The 17375-nt window shown below is 45.5% G+C and carries 16 protein-coding genes and 1 pseudogene; 9 read left to right on the top strand and 8 right to left on the bottom strand.

The annotated features are described in order from the left end of the window. The first annotated feature begins 124 nt into the window (after positions 1 to 124). On the top strand, positions 125 to 481 hold the full coding sequence (locus P253_RS12335; protein WP_005181692.1) for a hypothetical protein: 357 nt from the start codon (positions 125 to 127) through the stop codon (positions 479 to 481). 56 nt (positions 482 to 537) lie between these two features. Here the strand turns inward: P253_RS12335 and P253_RS12330 are convergent, their stop codons facing one another. Further along, positions 538 to 1020, bottom strand: a complete 483-nt coding sequence (locus P253_RS12330; protein ID WP_016659678.1) for a DUF4442 domain-containing protein — start codon at positions 1018 to 1020, stop codon at positions 538 to 540. A gap of 134 nt (positions 1021 to 1154) precedes the next feature. On the opposite strand from P253_RS12330, the gene P253_RS12325 reads away from it, so the two are divergent. The 5 genes from P253_RS12325 to htpG all read left to right on the top strand — a co-directional run bounded on the left by P253_RS12325 (position 1155) and on the right by htpG (position 6982). Continuing rightward, the gene (locus P253_RS12325) at positions 1155 to 2030 is read left to right on the top strand and encodes an alpha/beta fold hydrolase (RefSeq protein WP_016659677.1); all 876 of its coding nucleotides are present in this window, start codon (positions 1155 to 1157) and stop codon (positions 2028 to 2030) included. Positions 2031 to 2140: 110 nt separating this feature from the next. Then, on the top strand, positions 2141 to 3508 hold the full coding sequence (locus tag P253_RS12320) for a Na+/H+ antiporter family protein (RefSeq protein WP_016659676.1): 1368 nt from the start codon (positions 2141 to 2143) through the stop codon (positions 3506 to 3508). A gap of 344 nt (positions 3509 to 3852) precedes the next feature. Next, positions 3853 to 4452 (top strand): OmpW/AlkL family protein, encoded by a 600-nt coding sequence (locus P253_RS12315; RefSeq protein ID WP_016659675.1) that lies wholly within the window; start codon positions 3853 to 3855, stop codon positions 4450 to 4452. 173 nt (positions 4453 to 4625) lie between these two features. Further along, a complete protein-coding gene (locus tag P253_RS12310; protein WP_016659674.1) occupies positions 4626 to 4970 on the top strand; it encodes a lysozyme inhibitor LprI family protein in 345 nt (114 codons plus the stop codon). A gap of 92 nt (positions 4971 to 5062) precedes the next feature. Next, positions 5063 to 6982, top strand: a complete 1920-nt coding sequence (gene htpG / locus P253_RS12305) for a molecular chaperone HtpG (protein WP_016659673.1) — start codon at positions 5063 to 5065, stop codon at positions 6980 to 6982. A gap of 61 nt (positions 6983 to 7043) precedes the next feature. Here htpG and P253_RS12300 read toward each other — a convergent pair. The 4 genes and pseudogenes from P253_RS12300 to P253_RS15910 all read right to left on the bottom strand — a co-directional run. Further along, positions 7044 to 8006, bottom strand: a pseudogene (locus tag P253_RS12300) (hypothetical protein); the annotation flags it as partial. A 259-nt stretch (positions 8007 to 8265) separates the two neighbouring features. Further along, complete coding sequence (locus P253_RS12295) at positions 8266 to 9603, bottom strand: hypothetical protein (RefSeq protein WP_016659671.1); 1338 nt, start codon at positions 9601 to 9603, stop codon at positions 8266 to 8268. A 9-nt stretch (positions 9604 to 9612) separates the two neighbouring features. After that, complete coding sequence (locus P253_RS12290; RefSeq protein WP_005181710.1) at positions 9613 to 9792, bottom strand: hypothetical protein; 180 nt, start codon at positions 9790 to 9792, stop codon at positions 9613 to 9615. 322 nt (positions 9793 to 10114) lie between these two features. Beyond that, entirely contained in the window at positions 10115 to 10276 is a 162-nt protein-coding gene (locus P253_RS15910; RefSeq protein ID WP_016659669.1) for a hypothetical protein, read from the bottom strand. Between the two features lie 405 nt (positions 10277 to 10681). Here P253_RS15910 and P253_RS12285 point away from each other — a divergent pair, with 405 nt between their 5' ends. Next, positions 10682 to 10882, top strand: a complete 201-nt coding sequence (locus P253_RS12285) for a dodecin family protein (protein WP_005181715.1) — start codon at positions 10682 to 10684, stop codon at positions 10880 to 10882. A 57-nt stretch (positions 10883 to 10939) separates the two neighbouring features. On the opposite strand, the gene P253_RS15560 is transcribed toward P253_RS12285, so the two are convergent. Further along, positions 10940 to 12327 (bottom strand): IS3 family transposase gene (locus tag P253_RS15560; RefSeq protein WP_394804336.1). Its coding sequence is split into 2 segments (ribosomal slippage): positions 10940 to 11830 and positions 11833 to 12327, totalling 1386 coding nucleotides; the frame shifts between segments, so codons are not numbered across the junction. Positions 12328 to 12426: 99 nt separating this feature from the next. Next, on the bottom strand, positions 12427 to 13110 hold the full coding sequence (locus P253_RS12270) for a DsbA family oxidoreductase (protein WP_005181718.1): 684 nt from the start codon (positions 13108 to 13110) through the stop codon (positions 12427 to 12429). Between the two features lie 283 nt (positions 13111 to 13393). Here P253_RS12270 and P253_RS12265 point away from each other — a divergent pair, with 283 nt between their 5' ends. Together P253_RS12265 and P253_RS12260 are read left to right on the top strand one after the other, a co-directional pair. Then, the gene (locus tag P253_RS12265) at positions 13394 to 14143 is read left to right on the top strand and encodes a hypothetical protein (protein ID WP_016659668.1); all 750 of its coding nucleotides are present in this window, start codon (positions 13394 to 13396) and stop codon (positions 14141 to 14143) included. Between the two features lie 543 nt (positions 14144 to 14686). Beyond that, on the top strand, positions 14687 to 16048 hold the full coding sequence (locus P253_RS12260) for a nucleobase:cation symporter-2 family protein (RefSeq protein WP_016659667.1): 1362 nt from the start codon (positions 14687 to 14689) through the stop codon (positions 16046 to 16048). Positions 16049 to 16198: 150 nt separating this feature from the next. Here P253_RS12260 and fadA read toward each other — a convergent pair whose 3' ends face one another. Further along, positions 16199 to 17371: an acetyl-CoA C-acyltransferase FadA gene (gene fadA / locus P253_RS12255; protein WP_004975824.1), complete on the bottom strand. Its 1173-nt coding sequence runs from the start codon at positions 17369 to 17371 to the stop codon at positions 16199 to 16201. Between the last annotated feature and the right edge of the window lie 4 nt (positions 17372 to 17375).

Raw genomic sequence — 17375 nt, 5'->3', positions numbered from 1 at the left:
GCTGCAAAGCGGGTGTTTTTACATAAATCCTCTATTGGTTACCAAGTTGGTAACATATTGCTCAGATTCGACCCATCAATATCGAATAAGCTAAAGCTATGACCAAAACAGGGGAAGAGCGATCATGAAAAAAGTTATCGGTGTTATGGCAGCCGCCACCTTATCTACCTTTATGCTGGCCGGTTGTGAAAGTATGTCTCCAAATGAACAGCGTATTGGTGCAGCGGCCTTAGGTGGTGCAATTGGTGGTGGTGTCGGTGGTAATGTCGGTGGTACTGCAGGTGCAGCCATTGGTGGTGGTGCCGGTGCAGCGGTCGGTAGTAAAACCCAGGATGGTTCAAACCGTAACGCGACCTATAGTGGTGTCGGCGGTGCAATTGGTTCTGCGGTAGGTAAAAGCATCTTCGGTGGTAGTACTGGTGCAGCGATTGGTGGTGCGATTGGTGGCGGTGCAGGTGCCGCGATTGAGCAGAACCGCTAAGTCTGGTTTAAACGATCTCACATAAAAAAAGCGCTTAAAGATAAGCGCTTTTTTATTTAGCCGGCAGCATGCGGCTTTTTGCGGCGGATGTATACCGTCTTTTCTACCTCGGCAATACGTACGCCGGCTTCATCAAAAATATTCAGGCGGTAGCTGCGATATACCGGTGCATAATTCTCGGCCAGTTCCCGAATGGTAGCGACCTCCATGGCATTGAGGCGGATATCGGCATAGACCATACTGCGACCGGGCGCTAGAAAGCGGATGGTCGCGGCCTTATCCCAGACAATATATTTTGAGCCAAGATGATGCATCAACAGCAGCATATAAAACGGATCGACCATGGCATACAGGCTACCGCCAAAATGTACCCCGACAATATTCTGGTTTTTACGTGTCAGTGGCATTTTGACACGAATGTGGTAATTGGCCAGATCCATTTTCTCGACCGCAATACCGGCGCCGCGATAGGGGGCATAGCGATTGATCAGGAATTTGGACAGGGTCGGAATTGTCTGTAGTTTTTTTAAAAGGCTCATAAGGGTCAATTATTTTTATTGCACTGATCTGCATACTAGAACAGAAACCGGCAGGTGGCATTGATTTGATTGACTGCGCTTGCCAATAAACAGCCAATACAAGAAATCACCCATAAACAGAACAGGATGTCATCATGCACGCTCATATGCAGTGGATTAATACCTCAGACCAGCAGCGCCTGTATGTCAAAAGCTGGGGCAAGCCGGACAATCCGGCGCTGGTACTGGTTCATGGTTATCCCGACAATCAGGAAGTCTGGGAAGCTGTTATTGCCCAGCTGATTCAGGATTTTTATATTGTGACCTATGATGTGCGTGGGGCCGGTCAGTCTTCCATTCCGAAGCATATTCGTGATTATCGGCTGGCACGCCTGTCTGAAGATTTACTGACCGTGGTGGATGCGGTGCTACCCAACCGGCCATTTCATTTGGCCGCGCATGATTGGGGTTCAATTCAGTCCTGGGAGTCGGTGACCGATGCCCGGTTTCGCCAGCGGATTCTTTCTTACAGCAGCATTTCCGGGCCTTGTCTGGATCATGCTGCATTCTGGATGCGTGCGCAGTTACAGCAGGGTAAGGCCAAATTCTTAAAACAGCTGGGCAAGTCCTGGTATATCGCTGTGTTTCAATTGCCCTTACTGGCACCGACGGTGTGGCAATACATGAGTGCAGAGCGCTGGGGCAAAATGCTACAGCAGCTGGAGCAAAGCCCGGGTCTGGCCTTAAACCCGAATATCCAGCAAGATGGTCAATATGGCGTCAATCTGTATCGGGCCAATTTTATCCCGCGTTTGCTCAAACCACGTCAGCGTGTGGCGATTTGTCCGGTACAGGCCGTGGTACTGACCGAAGACCGCTTTGTCAGTCCGGAGCTGATTGATGAAGTGCCGAACTGGGTAGCAGACTTCCAGCGAGTGGAGATTGCGGCCAATCACTGGGCAATTTTAAGCCAGCCGGAGCGGATTGCTCAACATCTTCGGGATTTTGCATTTTCAAAATCAGGCAGTTAATTTGACTGTTACTGGCAAGGTTAAGACAAATATCGGACAGCGCAACAACAGCAGCTAAATAGCGATCAATCTCTGATAAAATAGCGTTTTTTCTCGATCCGTCTTTTCTTATGTTTGCAATTCTTGCCGCCATCGCAGTCATGTTCGGGCTGTCGTTGGCACGTGTTCCTGTTGTTTTTGCACTGGTCATTGGTGCCGTTACGGGTGGTTTGCTGGCTGGTTTGGGCCTGCAAGGTACTTTAGAGGCGTTTAATAATGGCCTGGGCGGTGGTGCTAAAATTGCTTTGGCCTACGGTATTTTAGGTGCTTTTGCACTGGCTCTGGCGCGTTCAGGTTTACCTGATTTATTGGCCTATAAAATGATTCACACCTTAAAGGGTGAGGCCGATCTGAAAGCGCAAAACCGGGTCAAATACTTTATTTTCCTGGTGGTGGCCATTGCCGCGGTATTCTCCCAGAACGTGATTCCGGTACATATTGCCTTTATTCCGGTATTGATTCCGCCATTGTTGATGGTATTTAACCACCTGAAACTGGACCGTCGTCTGGTGGCCTGTTTATTGACCTTTGGTCTGGTGGCCACCTATATGCTGGTGCCGGTCGGATTTGGCGCCATCTTCCTGAATGATATTCTGGGCCATAATATCAATACCTTTGGCAAGCCGTATGGATTTGAGATCAGCTATGACCAGATTCCAACAGCGATGGCCATTCCGGTATTCGGGATGTTTGTCGGTTTGCTGATCGCGGTGTTTTTCTCATACCGTAAGCCACGTGAATATAAAGACGTGCATATTGAAGAGCAGCAAAGCATTTCGGCTGAAATGGGTGTGGCGCAAAAATCAGGTCAACCTGAAGTGGCGACGTTCACCATCTGGATGGCAGTCATTGCGATTCTGGTAACCCTTGGCGTGCAGCTGTATTCAGATTCGATGATTCTGGCCGGTCTGGTTGGTGTAGCGATTCTGAGCTGTGCCGGGATCTTTAAGTGGAAAGAAGCGGACGATGTCATTATTACCGGTATGCGGATGATGGCACTGGTTGGCTTTATTATGATTGCTGCGCAAGGTTTTGCTGCCGTGATTGAGGCAACAGGACAGGTTCCTGCGCTGGTTGAAGCCTCGGTTGACTGGATTGGTAATAGCCAGGCACTTGCAGCCTTTTTAATGCTGTTGATTGGTTTGCTGATTACTCTGGGTATTGGTTCATCATTCTCTACCATTCCGATTCTGGCGATTATTTATGTACCGCTCTGTATTCAATTTGGTTTTAGTCCGGCTGCCACCATCGCCATTATTGGTACTGCGGCTGCACTGGGCGATGCCGGTTCACCTGCTTCGGATTCGACCTTGGGGCCAACCTCAGGCCTGAATATGGATGGTCAGCATGACCATATGAAAGACAGTGTAGTGCCGACCTTTATTCACTTTAATATCCCGCTGATGATTTTTGGCTGGATTGCCGCCATGGTGCTTTAACCTGAAATATCCCGGGAATAAAATCCCGGGATTTTTTTGAATCATAGATGTATTTATAATCATTCTGATAATATAATAATAGATGTATTTAAAATATATATTATAAAGTTTTTAAAATAAACCTGAGTATTTTAATCTGAATAATATTATTTAATCTTGATAAAACAGGTTGGTATTTAAAACCAAGTTGTGTGGTTGGTTAAAATAAATTAATTTAAAAATCAATGGTTTGAAAATAATATAAAATTATTATATCGGGTGAGTATTGCATATTAATTTCTAACGTGTTTATTATTAATTAATGTTTAATTTTTGAATAAATAATCTTCCGGTGGGGTATTAAAATGTTAAAGCAAATTACACTCGTTGCATTAATGGGTCTTTCTGCTTCTGCGATGGCAGGCCAATGGCAAGTCAAGCTGGGTGGTTCGGTTGTAGCACCTACTCAGGATACTCAGACTGCGTTAGGTGTTGTTGAAGCTGATCATGAATATGCATTTACCCCGTCAGTTGAATATTTCTTTAATGACAATATTTCGACAGAACTGCTTTTAGCTGCACCAATTAACCATGATGTTCAGTTAGCCGGTACAGATGTGGTACGTATTAAACATTTACCACCAACGCTGACGGCAAAATACCATTTTAAAAACAATACCGGTTTTACCCCATACATTGGTGTCGGTGGTACCGCATTTGTGGCTTGGGATGAGCGTACCAAAGGTCTGGGTGATACCGATGTGAAAGTAAAAGAAGATTTTGGTTTTGCCGGCCAGATTGGTTTTAACTTCCAGCCAGCAGATGCCAAAAACTGGGGCGTATTCTTTGATGCACGTTATGCGCAACTTAGCCCTGAAGTTACTTTAAGTGGTGATGTGGCAGCCCAATTCGATTTAGATATCGATCCAATGGTGTACACCATCGGTTATAGCTACAAATTCTAATTATAAAAAAGTACCAATAATAAAATTCAGCGTAGCCCCATCCTGGTGATGGGGCCTTTTTATTGCAAAATGATAACAATAGAACAAAATCAGAATATTGAGTTAAGTATTCGTTTTCATTTAATTTGTAGTGAATGAAATGAAAAAGAAATGAAAAAGTGAGAAGATCAAATATGAATAGAAATACAACCTTTGCCTTGGTCTTCGCCAGTTTGATCAGCCTGCCTGCCGCTGCAGCCAGCTTTAATTGTGAACGTGCTCAAACCCCAACCGAACATGCCATTTGTGAACATCGTAATGTTAATGATGCCGATGTGAAGATGGCCACCACCTATAAAATTATTAACCGTCTGGTACCGATGGGGACACGTTCGGCTATACGGGATGAACAGGTGCGCTGGCTGGCCCTGCGTGACCGCTGTGGCCAGTCGGTTGAATGTCTGACCCAGGTTTACCAGATGCGTCAGCAAAAGCTGGAGCAGTATATGCAGCGGGTCTATCAGCAGGGCCCATTTTAATATTTTTTTGTTTTCCTATTGAAAAATCGTCGCCTCACTCCAATTCATAAGGCATTCCAATACAACAATGCTGTCAATTTAAGGAGTGATGAATGAGCGAACAAAGCGCACAAAAACACAGTTTCCAGGCTGAAGTGGCTCAGCTTTTACATTTGGTGACGCATTCTCTTTATTCCAACCCTGAAATTTTTCTGCGTGAACTGATTTCTAACGCCTCTGATGCCTGCGATAAATTGCGTTTTGAAGGCATCAACCATCCTGAATATTATGAAAATGATCCGGACCTGCGCGTGCGTGTGCGTCTGGATGCAGAGAACAATACCCTGACCATTTCCGATAACGGTATTGGTTTAAGTCAGCAGGAAGCGATTGATAACCTGGGGACCATTGCCAAATCCGGCACCAAAGACTTTATGTCCAAGCTGACCGGTGATCAAAAAGCCGATGCCCAGCTGATTGGCCAGTTTGGGGTGGGTTTCTACTCTGGCTTTATTGTGGCCGATAAAATTACCGTAGAATCACGCCGTGCCGGTCTGGACGCATCGGAAGGTGTACGCTGGATCAGCGGTGGCACCGGTGAATTTGAAGTCGAGCAAATCAACAAGGCAGGTCGTGGCACCGACATCATCCTGCATTTACGTGAAGATGCGTTGGACTATCTGCAAAGCTATAAAGTGAAGCAGATTATCAATAAATATTCTGATCACATCAGCCTGCCCATTCAAATGCAAAAAGAAGTCTGGCAGGAAGAGGAAGTAGCGGAAGGTGAACAGCCAAAAGGCGGCCAGTATGTGAAAACTGATGAATGGGAAGCGATTAACTCGGCCAGTGCTTTATGGACCCGCAGTAAAAACGAGATTAGCGAAGAACAGTATATCGAGTTTTATAAAAACCTGAGCCATGATTTTGAAGCGCCGCTGGCCTGGTCGCATAACCGTGTCGAAGGCAGCACCGAATATACCCAGTTGCTGTATATTCCACCAAAAGCACCACATGATATTTTTACCCGCGAAGCCAAAGCTGGCATCAAGCTGTATGTCAAACGCGTGTTTATTATGGATGATGCTGACAACCTGATTCCAAACTATTTGCGCTTTGTACAGGGTGTGGTGGATAGCGCCGATTTACCGCTGAACGTCAGCCGTGAACTGCTACAGGAAAGCCGCGATGTGAAAACCATACGTGAAGGTAACGCACGTCGTGTGCTGACCATGCTGGATGGTCTGGCCAAATCTGAAGATGAAAAAGACCAGAACAACTTCAAGACTTTCTATCGTGAATTTGGTTCGGTCTTAAAAGAAGGCCTGGGCGAAGACTTTGGTAACCGTGAGCGTATCCTGAAATTATTACGCTATGCGACCTCCACCCAGGATGAGGTCAGCACCTCACTGGCAGATTACAAAGCGCGGATGCAGGACGGCCAGAAAGCCATTTACTATGTAACCGCAGATAGCCTGACCGCGGCCAAGAACTCGCCGCAGCTGGAGCTGTTCAAGAAAAAAGGCATTGAAGTCCTGCTAATGACTGAACGTGTTGATGAATGGGCCATGAACTTCGTACATGAGTTTGATGGTACACCGCTGCAAAACGTGTCTAAAGGTGCGGTCGATTTGGGCGATCTGCAAGATGCTGAAGAGAAGAAGGCACTGGAACAGGCGGCAGAGCAGTTTAAGCCAGTGGTGGAGCAGCTGTCTGAATCGCTGAAAGATAAAACCAAAGAAGTGCGCGTGACCACACGATTGGTTGATTCTCCGGCCTGTCTGGTTACGGCTGACGGGGAATTGTCGCCACAGCTGATCCGGATGCTGAAAGATGCCGGTCAGCCGGTGCCAGAAATGAAACCGATTCTGGAAATTAACCCGCAGCATCCGTTGGTGCAAAAACTGCAAGGTTCGGCCCAGTTTGATGATCTGGCCAATGTGATTTTTGATCAGGCGCTGATTGCAGAAGGTGGTCTGCCAGAAAATCCGGCAGAGTACCTGAAACGCATCAACAGCTTATTATTGAAATAAGCCCATTAAAAAAACCTCCTGCGGGAGGTTTTTTTAATGCACGATTATATTGTCGACGGCTTTAGAACAGGGCTTCTAAACGCAGCAAGATACTCGGGAAATGGCTGCGGTCTTCACGGTCATCATTATAGTAATTCAGGTCGCCCTGCACAAAAAACCATTCGCGCAAGAACGGCTGACGCCAGGACACAAATGGCCCCCAGCTGTTCAGGCGTAAATCATCATTATGATAATAACCGCCGGTGTAGAGCCCGTAGTTAAAACGGTTGCCGTGGAAGAACTGGTGCTGTCTAAAGCTGTAGTTGTCCCATCTGAGGTCATCATCCTGTTCATCGGCATAGGTCAGGCTAAACTGGTTGCTTAAAAACGGATGATCGGGCCGGGCATGAATAAGTTCCAGGTTGGTTCTTAAATAGTTTTCACTGTCGAGGCCGTAACGGTAAATCTGCTCGGCATGAAAGGAAAAGTCATTGACCAGTTCCCAGTCCTTGGCAATTTTTAAACGGGCATAAATATCATCGCCAGAACGCACCCCGAGGTCGGCATCAGTTTCAAAGGGTAAGCGTTCAGTGAAGTCAGACCAGCGTAAGGCCAGCGAGCTGTTGTCTTCACGTGCCCGTCGGCCATCCAGGGTTTTGTCCGGGCTGTTACTGGGGTTTTCATTGGTAATGGCAACACTGTTTTGCAGTTCGTTATCCAGCGAGTCATCACCAAAGACCAGACTTAATTTGCGTTCCAGTGTCGGCAGTTTAATCCGGCCACGTACCCGCGGTTTAATATCGTAGTCATCATATTTGTTCCAGCGACTGTCGACCAGAATACGCAAGGTCGCAGAGGCCGGTTCCTCCGGGCTGGTTTCTCCAAACCAGTTATCAATTTTATGTGCGGTATTGTCTGCCCAATGGCGAATCTGCTTCTGGCGCCGGTCTACCCAGCTTTGTTCTTCGGTTTCATGCGTGGGCGGCACAATCGGTTCATTCGACTGTTCCGGCAAAATGGTCGGGGTGGCATCAATCAGCCGCGGCAGGGTATAGAAAAAACCATTACCCGCCTCACTTTCGGGCACCAGTGGCACCTCATAACCTGGTGGTGCGGTCTGCGGTTCTGTCTCCAGGTTGGTATTGTTGTCTGCAACCGTATATCCACTGCCTAACAGGCAAAATAATAATGATGGCGCTATAAAATGTACTTTTCTTGGCATTATTTACTGATCTTTAAGCTCTTTTTGCTAGTGTTGAAAATCTTCAGGCGAAAAGCAAGATACAGCTACAAAAACATAAACATTAACTGGCGGTGAGCTGTTGAATGGCCTGAACCAGACGTAAAGGGTCGACCGGCGCAGGCAGGTGATTCAAGACTTTTTGAATGATTTGCCAGCTCACGCCCTGCTGACGATCGAGCAGAATATAGGGATAGGCCGGTTCGGTACGCGCCAGTTGTAAACGCTGCTGGCCATGAATCAGGCGAATTTTTTGTCGCTCTTTTAATAAAATCAGCGGGGTGCCCAGCGTGGCTGCTGTTTCCTCAAACTGGATAAATTTCTGGGTATGAATCAGGTGCAGCGGAATAAACGGATAATAATCTTCTTTGTGCCATATCATCTGCTCGGCATGTTGATAGCACTGAAACAGACTGTCCAGCGCAAACAGCTGGCTTTCCAGTACAGCGCTGTCTATTTCACGAATTGCGGCAATTTCATGTTCATGCTGCTGGCTAAAGGCGTGGGCAAAACGGGTGGCTTGCATGGCATCCAAGGCGCCAAACAAGACCAGATATTTAATAAAACGACCTTGGGCATTGATCTGCTCGGCCACATAACCGGGGCGCTTGAGCAGAGCCGCTTGCTCTGCATCATGAACCAGCACATCGGCATACTGCATCACTTCAGGCCGGGCTGGTAAAAATACCCGGCACAGTTTTTCCGCCGGCAGATGGTCCAGGGGTAATTCGGAAATCGGGCAGCTGAGCTGATTGAGCAGCAGATGACGGGCGCTAGACTCTGCTTCGGGTACGGAATCTGCTTGCTGTTCAGGCTGAACAGGTGCGGCTTTGGTAGGCTTGAACTGCTGAGCTGCTTCTTCAGGTTCTATCGCTACAGATGAACGTGCTGCGACGGTATGCTGAAAGGCCTGCGTTGCGGCATAGTTTTGCTGGTTAAGTAATTCCAGATCGGTGTGCAGACTGCGATACTGATGCTGCTGTTGCAACATCCAGCGATAGACCTGTTCCAGATTGCCCCAGTCACTGAGCAGGGCAGTACGTGCGGGTGCCGGAATCAGCCAGATTTGCCAGCCGGAGGCGGGCTGATACAAGATGGCCCAACCTGAATCGGGCTGGGCATATAAGGCCTGTTCTAGCGCCTCGACCTGCTGAAACACGCCCCGAAAAGAACGTGCATAAATGGTGTCACGCGCAAATTCTTCGGCAGAACGTTCCGGCTGCACCTGTGTCTTATAGGCCAGAATCTGCTTTTTAAACAGAGGCTGGTCGCATTCAACAAAAATACTTTTAATCCGGCTTTTGGCCTTGGCGGTTTCATACAGACTCAAGGAACGACGCTCCAGTGCGCCCGTCAGGTCATGCAGTTCTTTAATCAGCCGGGATTTTTCTAAAGTATTCATGGTGGAAACTTAAACCAGTTGTTGTGCTTTTTCTAGATAACTGGCCAGGACAATATTCAGGGCCAGTTCAACCAATTTGTATTCGGCAGAATGCGGCTGTGAATAATGTTCCGCCAGCGCCACCAGATTTTCTACATTAATCTCTTGTGGAGAAATTTTTCTCTGAATCAGGGCTTGAAGTTCGTGCATTGCTCTCTCATCAACCTGTACTTAAATAATTGTTTTGGATCACTTTGATTATAGGTATTTCACTAAAAATTACATGAAAAAAAATGTCAGCTTTTGTGGATTTTTAGGCATTTATGACAGAAATTGGGATTTCAATATAAGAAATATTAAAAAATTTTTTAGATAAATTTCAGTTAAATCAGAGAATAAACAGATCATGCTGCCGAATTGAAAAAAAATGTCAGTCTCAAATTGTCCGGTCGGATCAGGTGCAAGGCACAGAATGGTCCCAAACTGCAATAAAAAAAGCAGACCTGAGGTCTGCTTGTATTTAAAGAAGTGCTTAAGCTTCTTTGTTCTGTTCAGCGCTTGCAGGCTGATCATTGCTCACGGTCTCAGTGTGGGCTTTTTCAGTCGGGAAGCTTGGTACATAAACCATTTCTGCTGATACATTGGCTGCATACAGGGTGACCATAAACAGGCCAAGCGCTTTGAAAACGTTCATCAATCTTACCTTCACAAAAAAAGGATGACTTGGGAGAAAAGTCATCGTGGGAGAGTGTATTCAAACAACAGCTATGATAGCGCGTTGTGATTGAGAGAAAATGATCATATCGGCAAGTTTAGGACTTTTTGTTAAAAAATAACATTTAAAAACAATAAATTAGAATAATTGCTCTAATCATTTAGCTACAGGATTTAAATTAATGATGATTTTTACAAGAACGAGATCATCCTGTTTTAAGATGAAAAAATCTCCAGATTTTTTGCCCCATCCATGCGTCATCTCTGTACAAATCCCTTAATCTGTATAGAGATGTAAGTTTTTGACGCGGTATGGTTAAGCGCTCTTTTATTGTCTATTTTTTATTCTAAGATGAACGTTTATACCAACACTGAGGGATCAATCATGGCGATTGCAAAAGTAGTAGAAGTGAATGCCAGCAGTAATAAAAGTTTTGAAGATGCCATTCAAAGCGGCATTGCCAAAGTCGGTGAAACAGTCAAAAACCTGCAGGGTGCCTGGATTAATGAACAGAAAGTGGTGATTAAGGACAATAAGATTACCGAGTATCGGGTTAATTTAAAAATCAGTTTCCTGGTGGAATAAAGTACATAGAAAAAAATCCCCGGTAATGATCTGACCCCAATAAGTTGGACGGTTTGATTAAGCAGCTTTTAAGGACTGAGTTCTGTATTCTACAGGACTCAGTCCTTTTAATTTAACCTTGATTCGTTCATGGTTGTAATAATGAATATATTCTTTCACGGTCTGTTCCAACTCTTCAACTGAATTAAATTCCTCACCATAGAAACATTCTGATTTAAGTATTCCAAAGAAGCTTTCCATTGAAGCGTTGTCCAGACAGTTACCTTTACGCGACATACTTTGAATAAGCCCGTGCTGTTGAAGCTGTTGCTGATAAAATCTCATTTGATATTGCCAGCCCTGATCTGAATGAATAATTGGCTTATCATTCGAGCTGAGCTTGGCGATAGCATCTTTCAACATATCTTTAACTAAACCAAACAGTGGTCTACGTTGGAGCTGAAACGCAATGATTTCACCATTAAACAAATCCATGATGGGTGACAGATAAAGTTTTTCACCGCGTACATTAAATTCAGTTACATCTGTTACCCACTTCTGATTGGGCTTGTCTGCCTTGAATTGACGCTGCAACACATTCTTGGCAATTTTACCAATTTGCCCCTTATAAGAGCGATACTTTACAGCTCTAATACATGATCTGAGCTGCATGGACTGCATCAAGCGTTGAACACACTTATGGTTAATGGTAAACCCCAAATTCTTCAAGGCAAGTGTAATCCTGCGATACCCGTATCGTCCCTTATGTTTATGATATATCGCCTTAATTTGCTGTTTAAGGTCACTATATTTATCTTCACGCTTTGATTGCTGCTCATGATAAAAGTAAGTGCTTCGAGCCATTTCTGATGTACGTAACAAGTGCCTTAATTGATAGCTTTGCCTTAATTCAGATATGAATCTTGCAGCCGTTGCTGTTCGGCTTTTTCCTGTTCTTTGCGCTTCTGAATCAAGGCTCTCCGCTTTTTTAGATAAGCGACCTCTGCCCGTAGATACGCCAATTCCTCAAGTAGCTGTTCTTGAGTTTTATTTCGATCTTCTTGTGAGGTTTTAATTCTAGGTCGCTGTGGCTTTGGCATCTGTTTGGGGCGTCCTTTGGGCTTAGATTTTAAGCCATCTATACCGTGTGCCTGATATTTGCGCAACCATGTAGAAAGAGTTCCAACTTCTTTTAATTTAAAAAATCTTAAAGCATCGATAAGTGACAAGCCATCATTCAATATTTTAAGAACAACTTTAAGTTTGAACTCTGTAGAGTAGGTTATGCGATGAGATTGAGGTTTCAAGCCGTCTTCGCCAAGAGTCTGGTATATAGCAACCCATTGTCGAATAGTAGCTCTGTCTAATTTATATTTATTAGCTGTTTTTCTAAACCCATCATCATTTTTATTTGATAAATAATTTTGAACAACTTCAAGTTTAAACTGTTGAGAATATTTAGCCATAGAAAAGCACCCTTCAAATTGGACTAAGAGTGTCCAACTTTCGGGGTGCAGATCAGTAAGGGGATTTTTTATGGCAGCGATGCTTAAGGATGTAACTACTTATTGTTCCGGTACATCGCACTGGTCATCCTGACATTGCGCGCCGTTGTCTGTAGGTGTTTCCAAAGCTTTTTTCAGCACCTGTTCAAACACTTCCCGTGGCTGGGCACCGGCTAAAGCAACGCGCTGGTCAAATACAAAAAAGGGTACGCCCGTCACTTTAAGCTGATCACGCGCTACATCCTGATCAAATTTCACAAAATCGGCATAGGCATCAGAATCGAGCACATCATCGACTTCCACCGGGTTTAAACCGATACGCGCAGCGACATCTTCCAGCGTTTCGCGTTCGCCAATGGCTAGACCTTGGGTCATATAGCTGTAGAAAAAGGCTTCCTTGGCTTCATTGCCCAAGCCTTTGCTTTGCGCCAGATGAATCAGGCGGTGGGCATTTAAGGTATTGCCGGAATTGGCCTGTTCCCAGTTAAATTGGATACCTTCTTCAGCAGCCATGCTGGCAATATTGCGCTGCATGTCTTCTACTTCTGCCAAGGTACGGCCATATTTTTGCGCCAGACGTTCAGAGTTGGAAATTTCTTGACGTTCCGGTGCGTCGGGGTCAAGCTGGAAACTGTGCCAGTGCACCTCAAGTTCTACGCCGACCTGTGCTGCCGCGGCTTCAAGACGTTTTTTGCCGATATAACAGAAAGGGCAGACCACATCGGACCAGATATCTACACGCATGAATATTCTCTTTGCCTTGTTTTCAACTATTGATGGGGATGATTTGCCTGAATTAAAGCCGAGATGGGTACTTTGCCGCCAGCAAACCGTATTTTTCATCCTCATCACTTTATATTTTTCCAAAATGAGCTAAACAATAAAAAATTAGCTTAATAAAATAAATCACTTAAGTCATTTTTATTGTTTGATCTTTTGTGTGCTTTGTTGAATAATTTTGTCTAAAAAACGGGCGATACAACAACAAAGCGTTATGATAACGAGAACTACAACAAGAGGACAGGATATGCGACGTATAGTGTGGATCATCGTCCTCGTGACCTGTGCCGTGTTTGGATTGATGTTTTATCAATATCAGGCACAACAAAAAGAACTGACCCAATTACACGAATATCAGAACGTACTGTATGAAAAGGCCGAGCAGATTTATGTACAGGCGCAGGATTGGTCGACCCCGATTCAGGTTGATCCGTCCGATCCGCGTTTAAGCGGTGATTATGCCCTGATGGCTGAATTTGTGATTAGCCATCTGGTGCAAAGTGCCGAAGCGCGTAATAGCTATTTACGCGAACTGAAAGCGTTGCAATGGGATCAGTTTCTGGATATTAAACGCCTGAATGAAGATAAAAAACAGGACTATGCCGAAACTGAAGCCATGCTGTCACAGGTCAAGGCTATGATGGAGCTATATCAGGAGCATCTGACTGAACATGAAGCACAGGCGCTGGTCCAAATTGAAGAATTACCGATTAAATCGCACCTGCGCCGTCAGTTAAGTGAATCTCTGCTGGAAAGCCGCCAGAATGATGAAGGCACGGTGCTGTTTGAGCTGGAAAAACAAAGCCTGAGTCAGGCCTATGTGCTGCTTGGGATTCTAAAAAATAATCGCTGGGAAATGAAAAACAACCTGTTTATGTTCTATGAAGATGCAGGCCTGAAACAGTTTAATCAGGCCTATCAGGACATGCTCAAGCTGAATCAGCAAATGCAGGACATTACCCAGGCGCATCAGCAGGCATTGGCTGAAAAGCTATAAGCAACAGCTCAACTTCTTGCACCTGTTTTAAGCCAAAGCTTAATACTGCCCCAATACCGTGATGAGGCAGTATCGGTAGATGTAAGGTGTATCCTTAACGATCATAGAGTCACGGGCTCAGGATATATTTTAGTGCTGCTGCTGGCCGAGATGGCTATGAAAATGCACTGTGACTGTACAGTCTCTAGCGCTTTTTCAGGGTGTGGATGGCTACAAGTTATATACATGGACAGCATCGTGCGTGATCTACTTAAACAGAGTAGAAAAATAAAATTATGAATGAAAAAAATTAGTCTAAGTAATTGATAAAATTCTAAAATTTTAGAAAGCATCTCTCTATTTTTTCCTGTCTTTAACTAGTTCATCTCATCCTCATGTTAGTGCCGATTTACCAGCAAAATCCGCCAGATTTTTTAAAATGGCATAGTAATTGCTCCAATCCCGCAGGAATCGCGCTTGTCTGCAACATGCAGGCAAGGGCCAGTATATTTTTAAGGATGGCTTCAGAGAAAAGCATCACTAAGCTGCGGCGTGGGGCTACATATGACAACGAGCAAACAGAATATTTCGCCCGAAGATGAATTTTTAGGGACAGGAAAAAGCCTGACTTATGGCTTACAGCATGTATTAACCATGTATGGCGGTATTGTGGCACCGCCATTAATTGTCGGCACAGCGGCCGGTTTAACTGCTGCGCAAATCGGGATTTTGATTACTGCTTCATTATTTATGGGCGGACTGGCGACCCTGTTACAAACCTTGGGGGTGAAATATTTCGGGGCACGCTTGCCACTGGTACAAGGCGTGTCCTTTGCCGGCGTAGCCACCATGGTGGGTATTGCCACCACGGGTGGCGGTTTTAATGCCATTCTGGGCGCGGTGATTGCCTCCTCCTTAATCGGGTTATTGCTGGCGCCGTTTTTTGCCAAGATTATCCGTTTCTTTCCACCGGTGGTGACCGGCTGTGTGATTACCATCATCGGCCTGTCTTTATTGCCGGTGGCTGTGCGCTGGATTATGGGCGGCAATAGCAATGCACCCGACTGGGGTTCTATGCAAAATATTGGTCTGGCCGCCATGACCCTGGGGATTTTGCTGCTTCTAAGCCGTTTTGGTTCTGAAACCATTCGCCGTACCGGAATTTTACTGGCAATTCTGATCGGTTCGATTCTGGCTTATGCTTTGGGTTTTGGCGATTTTTCCAAAGTGGGTGAGGGCGCCTGGTTTGCCTTTCCTGACTTTTTAGCCTTTGGCGCACCAACTTTTCATCTGTCCGCAATTCTGGCCATGACCATTGTGATGGTGGTGGTTTTAACTGAAACCACAGCTGATATTATTGCGGTGGGAGATATAGTCGGTGCCAAAGTAGATGACAAGCGTATTGCCAATGGCCTGCGCGCCGATATGATTTCCTCAGCAGTAGCGCCCTTCTTTGGCACCTTTATGCAAAGTGCCTTTGCCCAGAACGTGGGACTGGTGGCGATTACCGGTGTGAAAAGCCGCTTTGTGGTAGCTGCCGGTGGCCTGATTCTGGTGATCTTGGGCCTGCTACCGATTATGGGCCGTATTATTGCTTCCATTCCTACGCCGGTATTAGGCGGCGCTGGTCTGGTCCTATTTGGTACAGTGGCGGCCAGCGGAATTCGTACTTTATCTAAACTGGACTATACCGATCAGAAAAACCTGATTATTGTCGCGACGTCTCTGGCTGCCGGGATGATTCCAATTATTGATCATTCCTTCTATGCCCAGTTTCCAACCTGGTTTAAAACCCTGTTCCATTCGGGCATTAGCTCGACCTGTGTGATGGCGATTTTCCTGAATATCCTGTTTAACCATCTTCATTTTGGTAAAAGGACAACGGTTGAGCCAGTGTTAACCACAGTGGCCAAGCCCGAACATTAAGGCGATGAGCTGAAGCTTGCTTCAGTCGTGATTGAGATGCAATTTAAAAATGCCCGATGTAGCACATGGGGCGTTTTGTTTTGAATAATTTTCGCGAATATAAAAAATCCCCGTATCAAACGGGGATTTTTTTATCTAAGTATTTAAAGATTAAACGCGTTCGATAATTGTCGCGATACCTTGACCAAGACCGATACACATGGTCGCAAGACCAATTTGGGTATCTTGTTGTTCCATGACGTTCAATAATGTGGTTGTGATACGCGCACCTGAACAACCCAATGGGTGACCTAGTGCAATTGCACCACCGTTCAAGTTCACACGATCTTGCTGATCATAAATGCCTAAGCCTTTAAGAACAGACAAACCTTGTGCAGCAAACGCTTCGTTTAATTCAAAGGTTTGAATGTCTGCAATTGACAAGCCAGCACGTTTAAGCGCTTTTTGTGTTGCAGGTACAGGGCCATAACCCATGATTGCTGCATCGCAGCCTGCAACTGCCATAGAGCGAATCACCGCACGTGGTTTTAAACCTAAAGCTTGTGCACGTTCAGCAGACATAAGCAGCATCGCAGATGCACCATCAGACAATGCTGAAGATGTTGCCGCAGTGACCGTACCGCCTTTCGGGTCAAATACAGGACGTAAAGCTTGGAACGCCTCAAGGTTGGCATCTGGACGGATCACTTCGTCGATGTCGCATAGCTGTTTAAAGCCATTTGCGTCATGACCTTCAATGCCAATGATTTCGTTTTTAAAACGACCTTCTTGTGTTGCAGCCCATGCACGACGATGTGATTCCACACCAAAGGCATCTTGCTCTTCACGCGAAATACCGTTCATGCGACCCAACATTTCAGCAGTTAAGCCCATCATGTTTGATGCTTTGGCATAGTGCTTCGATGCAGCAGGGTTGATGTCGATACCGTGCATCATGCCCACATGGCCCATGTGCTCTACACCACCAATGATGAAAATATCACCCTGATTGGTTGCAATTTGTGCTGCAGCCGTGTGGATGGCTTGCATTGAAGAACCACACAGACGGTTTACGGTTTGACCCGCTACTGTTTTTGGAAGATCAGCCAGTAATGCAATATTACGACCAATGTTCATGCCTTGTTCTAGGGTTTGGTTCACACAGCCCCAGATTACATCTTCAACTTCGTTGACATCAAACTGGTTACGAGCAACTAAAGCACGAACCAATTCAGCCGATAGACTGTCAGCACGTACATTGCGGAACATACCGTTTTTGGTTTTACCCATTGCAGAACGTACGCCATCAACGATGACAACGTCACGTGGATTTAAAGTAGCCATTCAC

The sequence above is a fragment of the Acinetobacter indicus CIP 110367 genome, assembly GCF_000488255.1.
Classification (GTDB): domain Bacteria; phylum Pseudomonadota; class Gammaproteobacteria; order Pseudomonadales; family Moraxellaceae; genus Acinetobacter; species Acinetobacter indicus.
This window is presented reverse-complemented; position numbering and strand designations above follow the sequence as displayed.

Coding starts and splice junctions, on each gene's coding strand:
- P253_RS12335 (WP_005181692.1), top strand. CDS start 125: ATGAAAAAAGTTATCGGTGTTATGGCAGCCGCCACCTTATCTACCTTT.
- P253_RS12330 (WP_016659678.1), bottom strand. CDS start 1,020: ATGAGCCTTTTAAAAAAACTACAGACAATTCCGACCCTGTCCAAATTC.
- P253_RS12325 (WP_016659677.1), top strand. CDS start 1,155: ATGCACGCTCATATGCAGTGGATTAATACCTCAGACCAGCAGCGCCTG.
- P253_RS12320 (WP_016659676.1), top strand. CDS start 2,141: ATGTTTGCAATTCTTGCCGCCATCGCAGTCATGTTCGGGCTGTCGTTG.
- P253_RS12315 (WP_016659675.1), top strand. CDS start 3,853: ATGTTAAAGCAAATTACACTCGTTGCATTAATGGGTCTTTCTGCTTCT.
- P253_RS12310 (WP_016659674.1), top strand. CDS start 4,626: ATGAATAGAAATACAACCTTTGCCTTGGTCTTCGCCAGTTTGATCAGC.
- htpG (WP_016659673.1), top strand. CDS start 5,063: ATGAGCGAACAAAGCGCACAAAAACACAGTTTCCAGGCTGAAGTGGCT.
- P253_RS12295 (WP_016659671.1), bottom strand. CDS start 9,603: ATGAATACTTTAGAAAAATCCCGGCTGATTAAAGAACTGCATGACCTG.
- P253_RS12290 (WP_005181710.1), bottom strand. CDS start 9,792: ATGCACGAACTTCAAGCCCTGATTCAGAGAAAAATTTCTCCACAAGAG.
- P253_RS15910 (WP_016659669.1), bottom strand. CDS start 10,276: ATGAACGTTTTCAAAGCGCTTGGCCTGTTTATGGTCACCCTGTATGCA.
- P253_RS12285 (WP_005181715.1), top strand. CDS start 10,682: ATGGCGATTGCAAAAGTAGTAGAAGTGAATGCCAGCAGTAATAAAAGT.
- P253_RS12270 (WP_005181718.1), bottom strand. CDS start 13,110: ATGCGTGTAGATATCTGGTCCGATGTGGTCTGCCCTTTCTGTTATATC.
- P253_RS12265 (WP_016659668.1), top strand. CDS start 13,394: ATGCGACGTATAGTGTGGATCATCGTCCTCGTGACCTGTGCCGTGTTT.
- P253_RS12260 (WP_016659667.1), top strand. CDS start 14,687: ATGACAACGAGCAAACAGAATATTTCGCCCGAAGATGAATTTTTAGGG.
- fadA (WP_004975824.1), bottom strand. CDS start 17,371: ATGGCTACTTTAAATCCACGTGACGTTGTCATCGTTGATGGCGTACGT.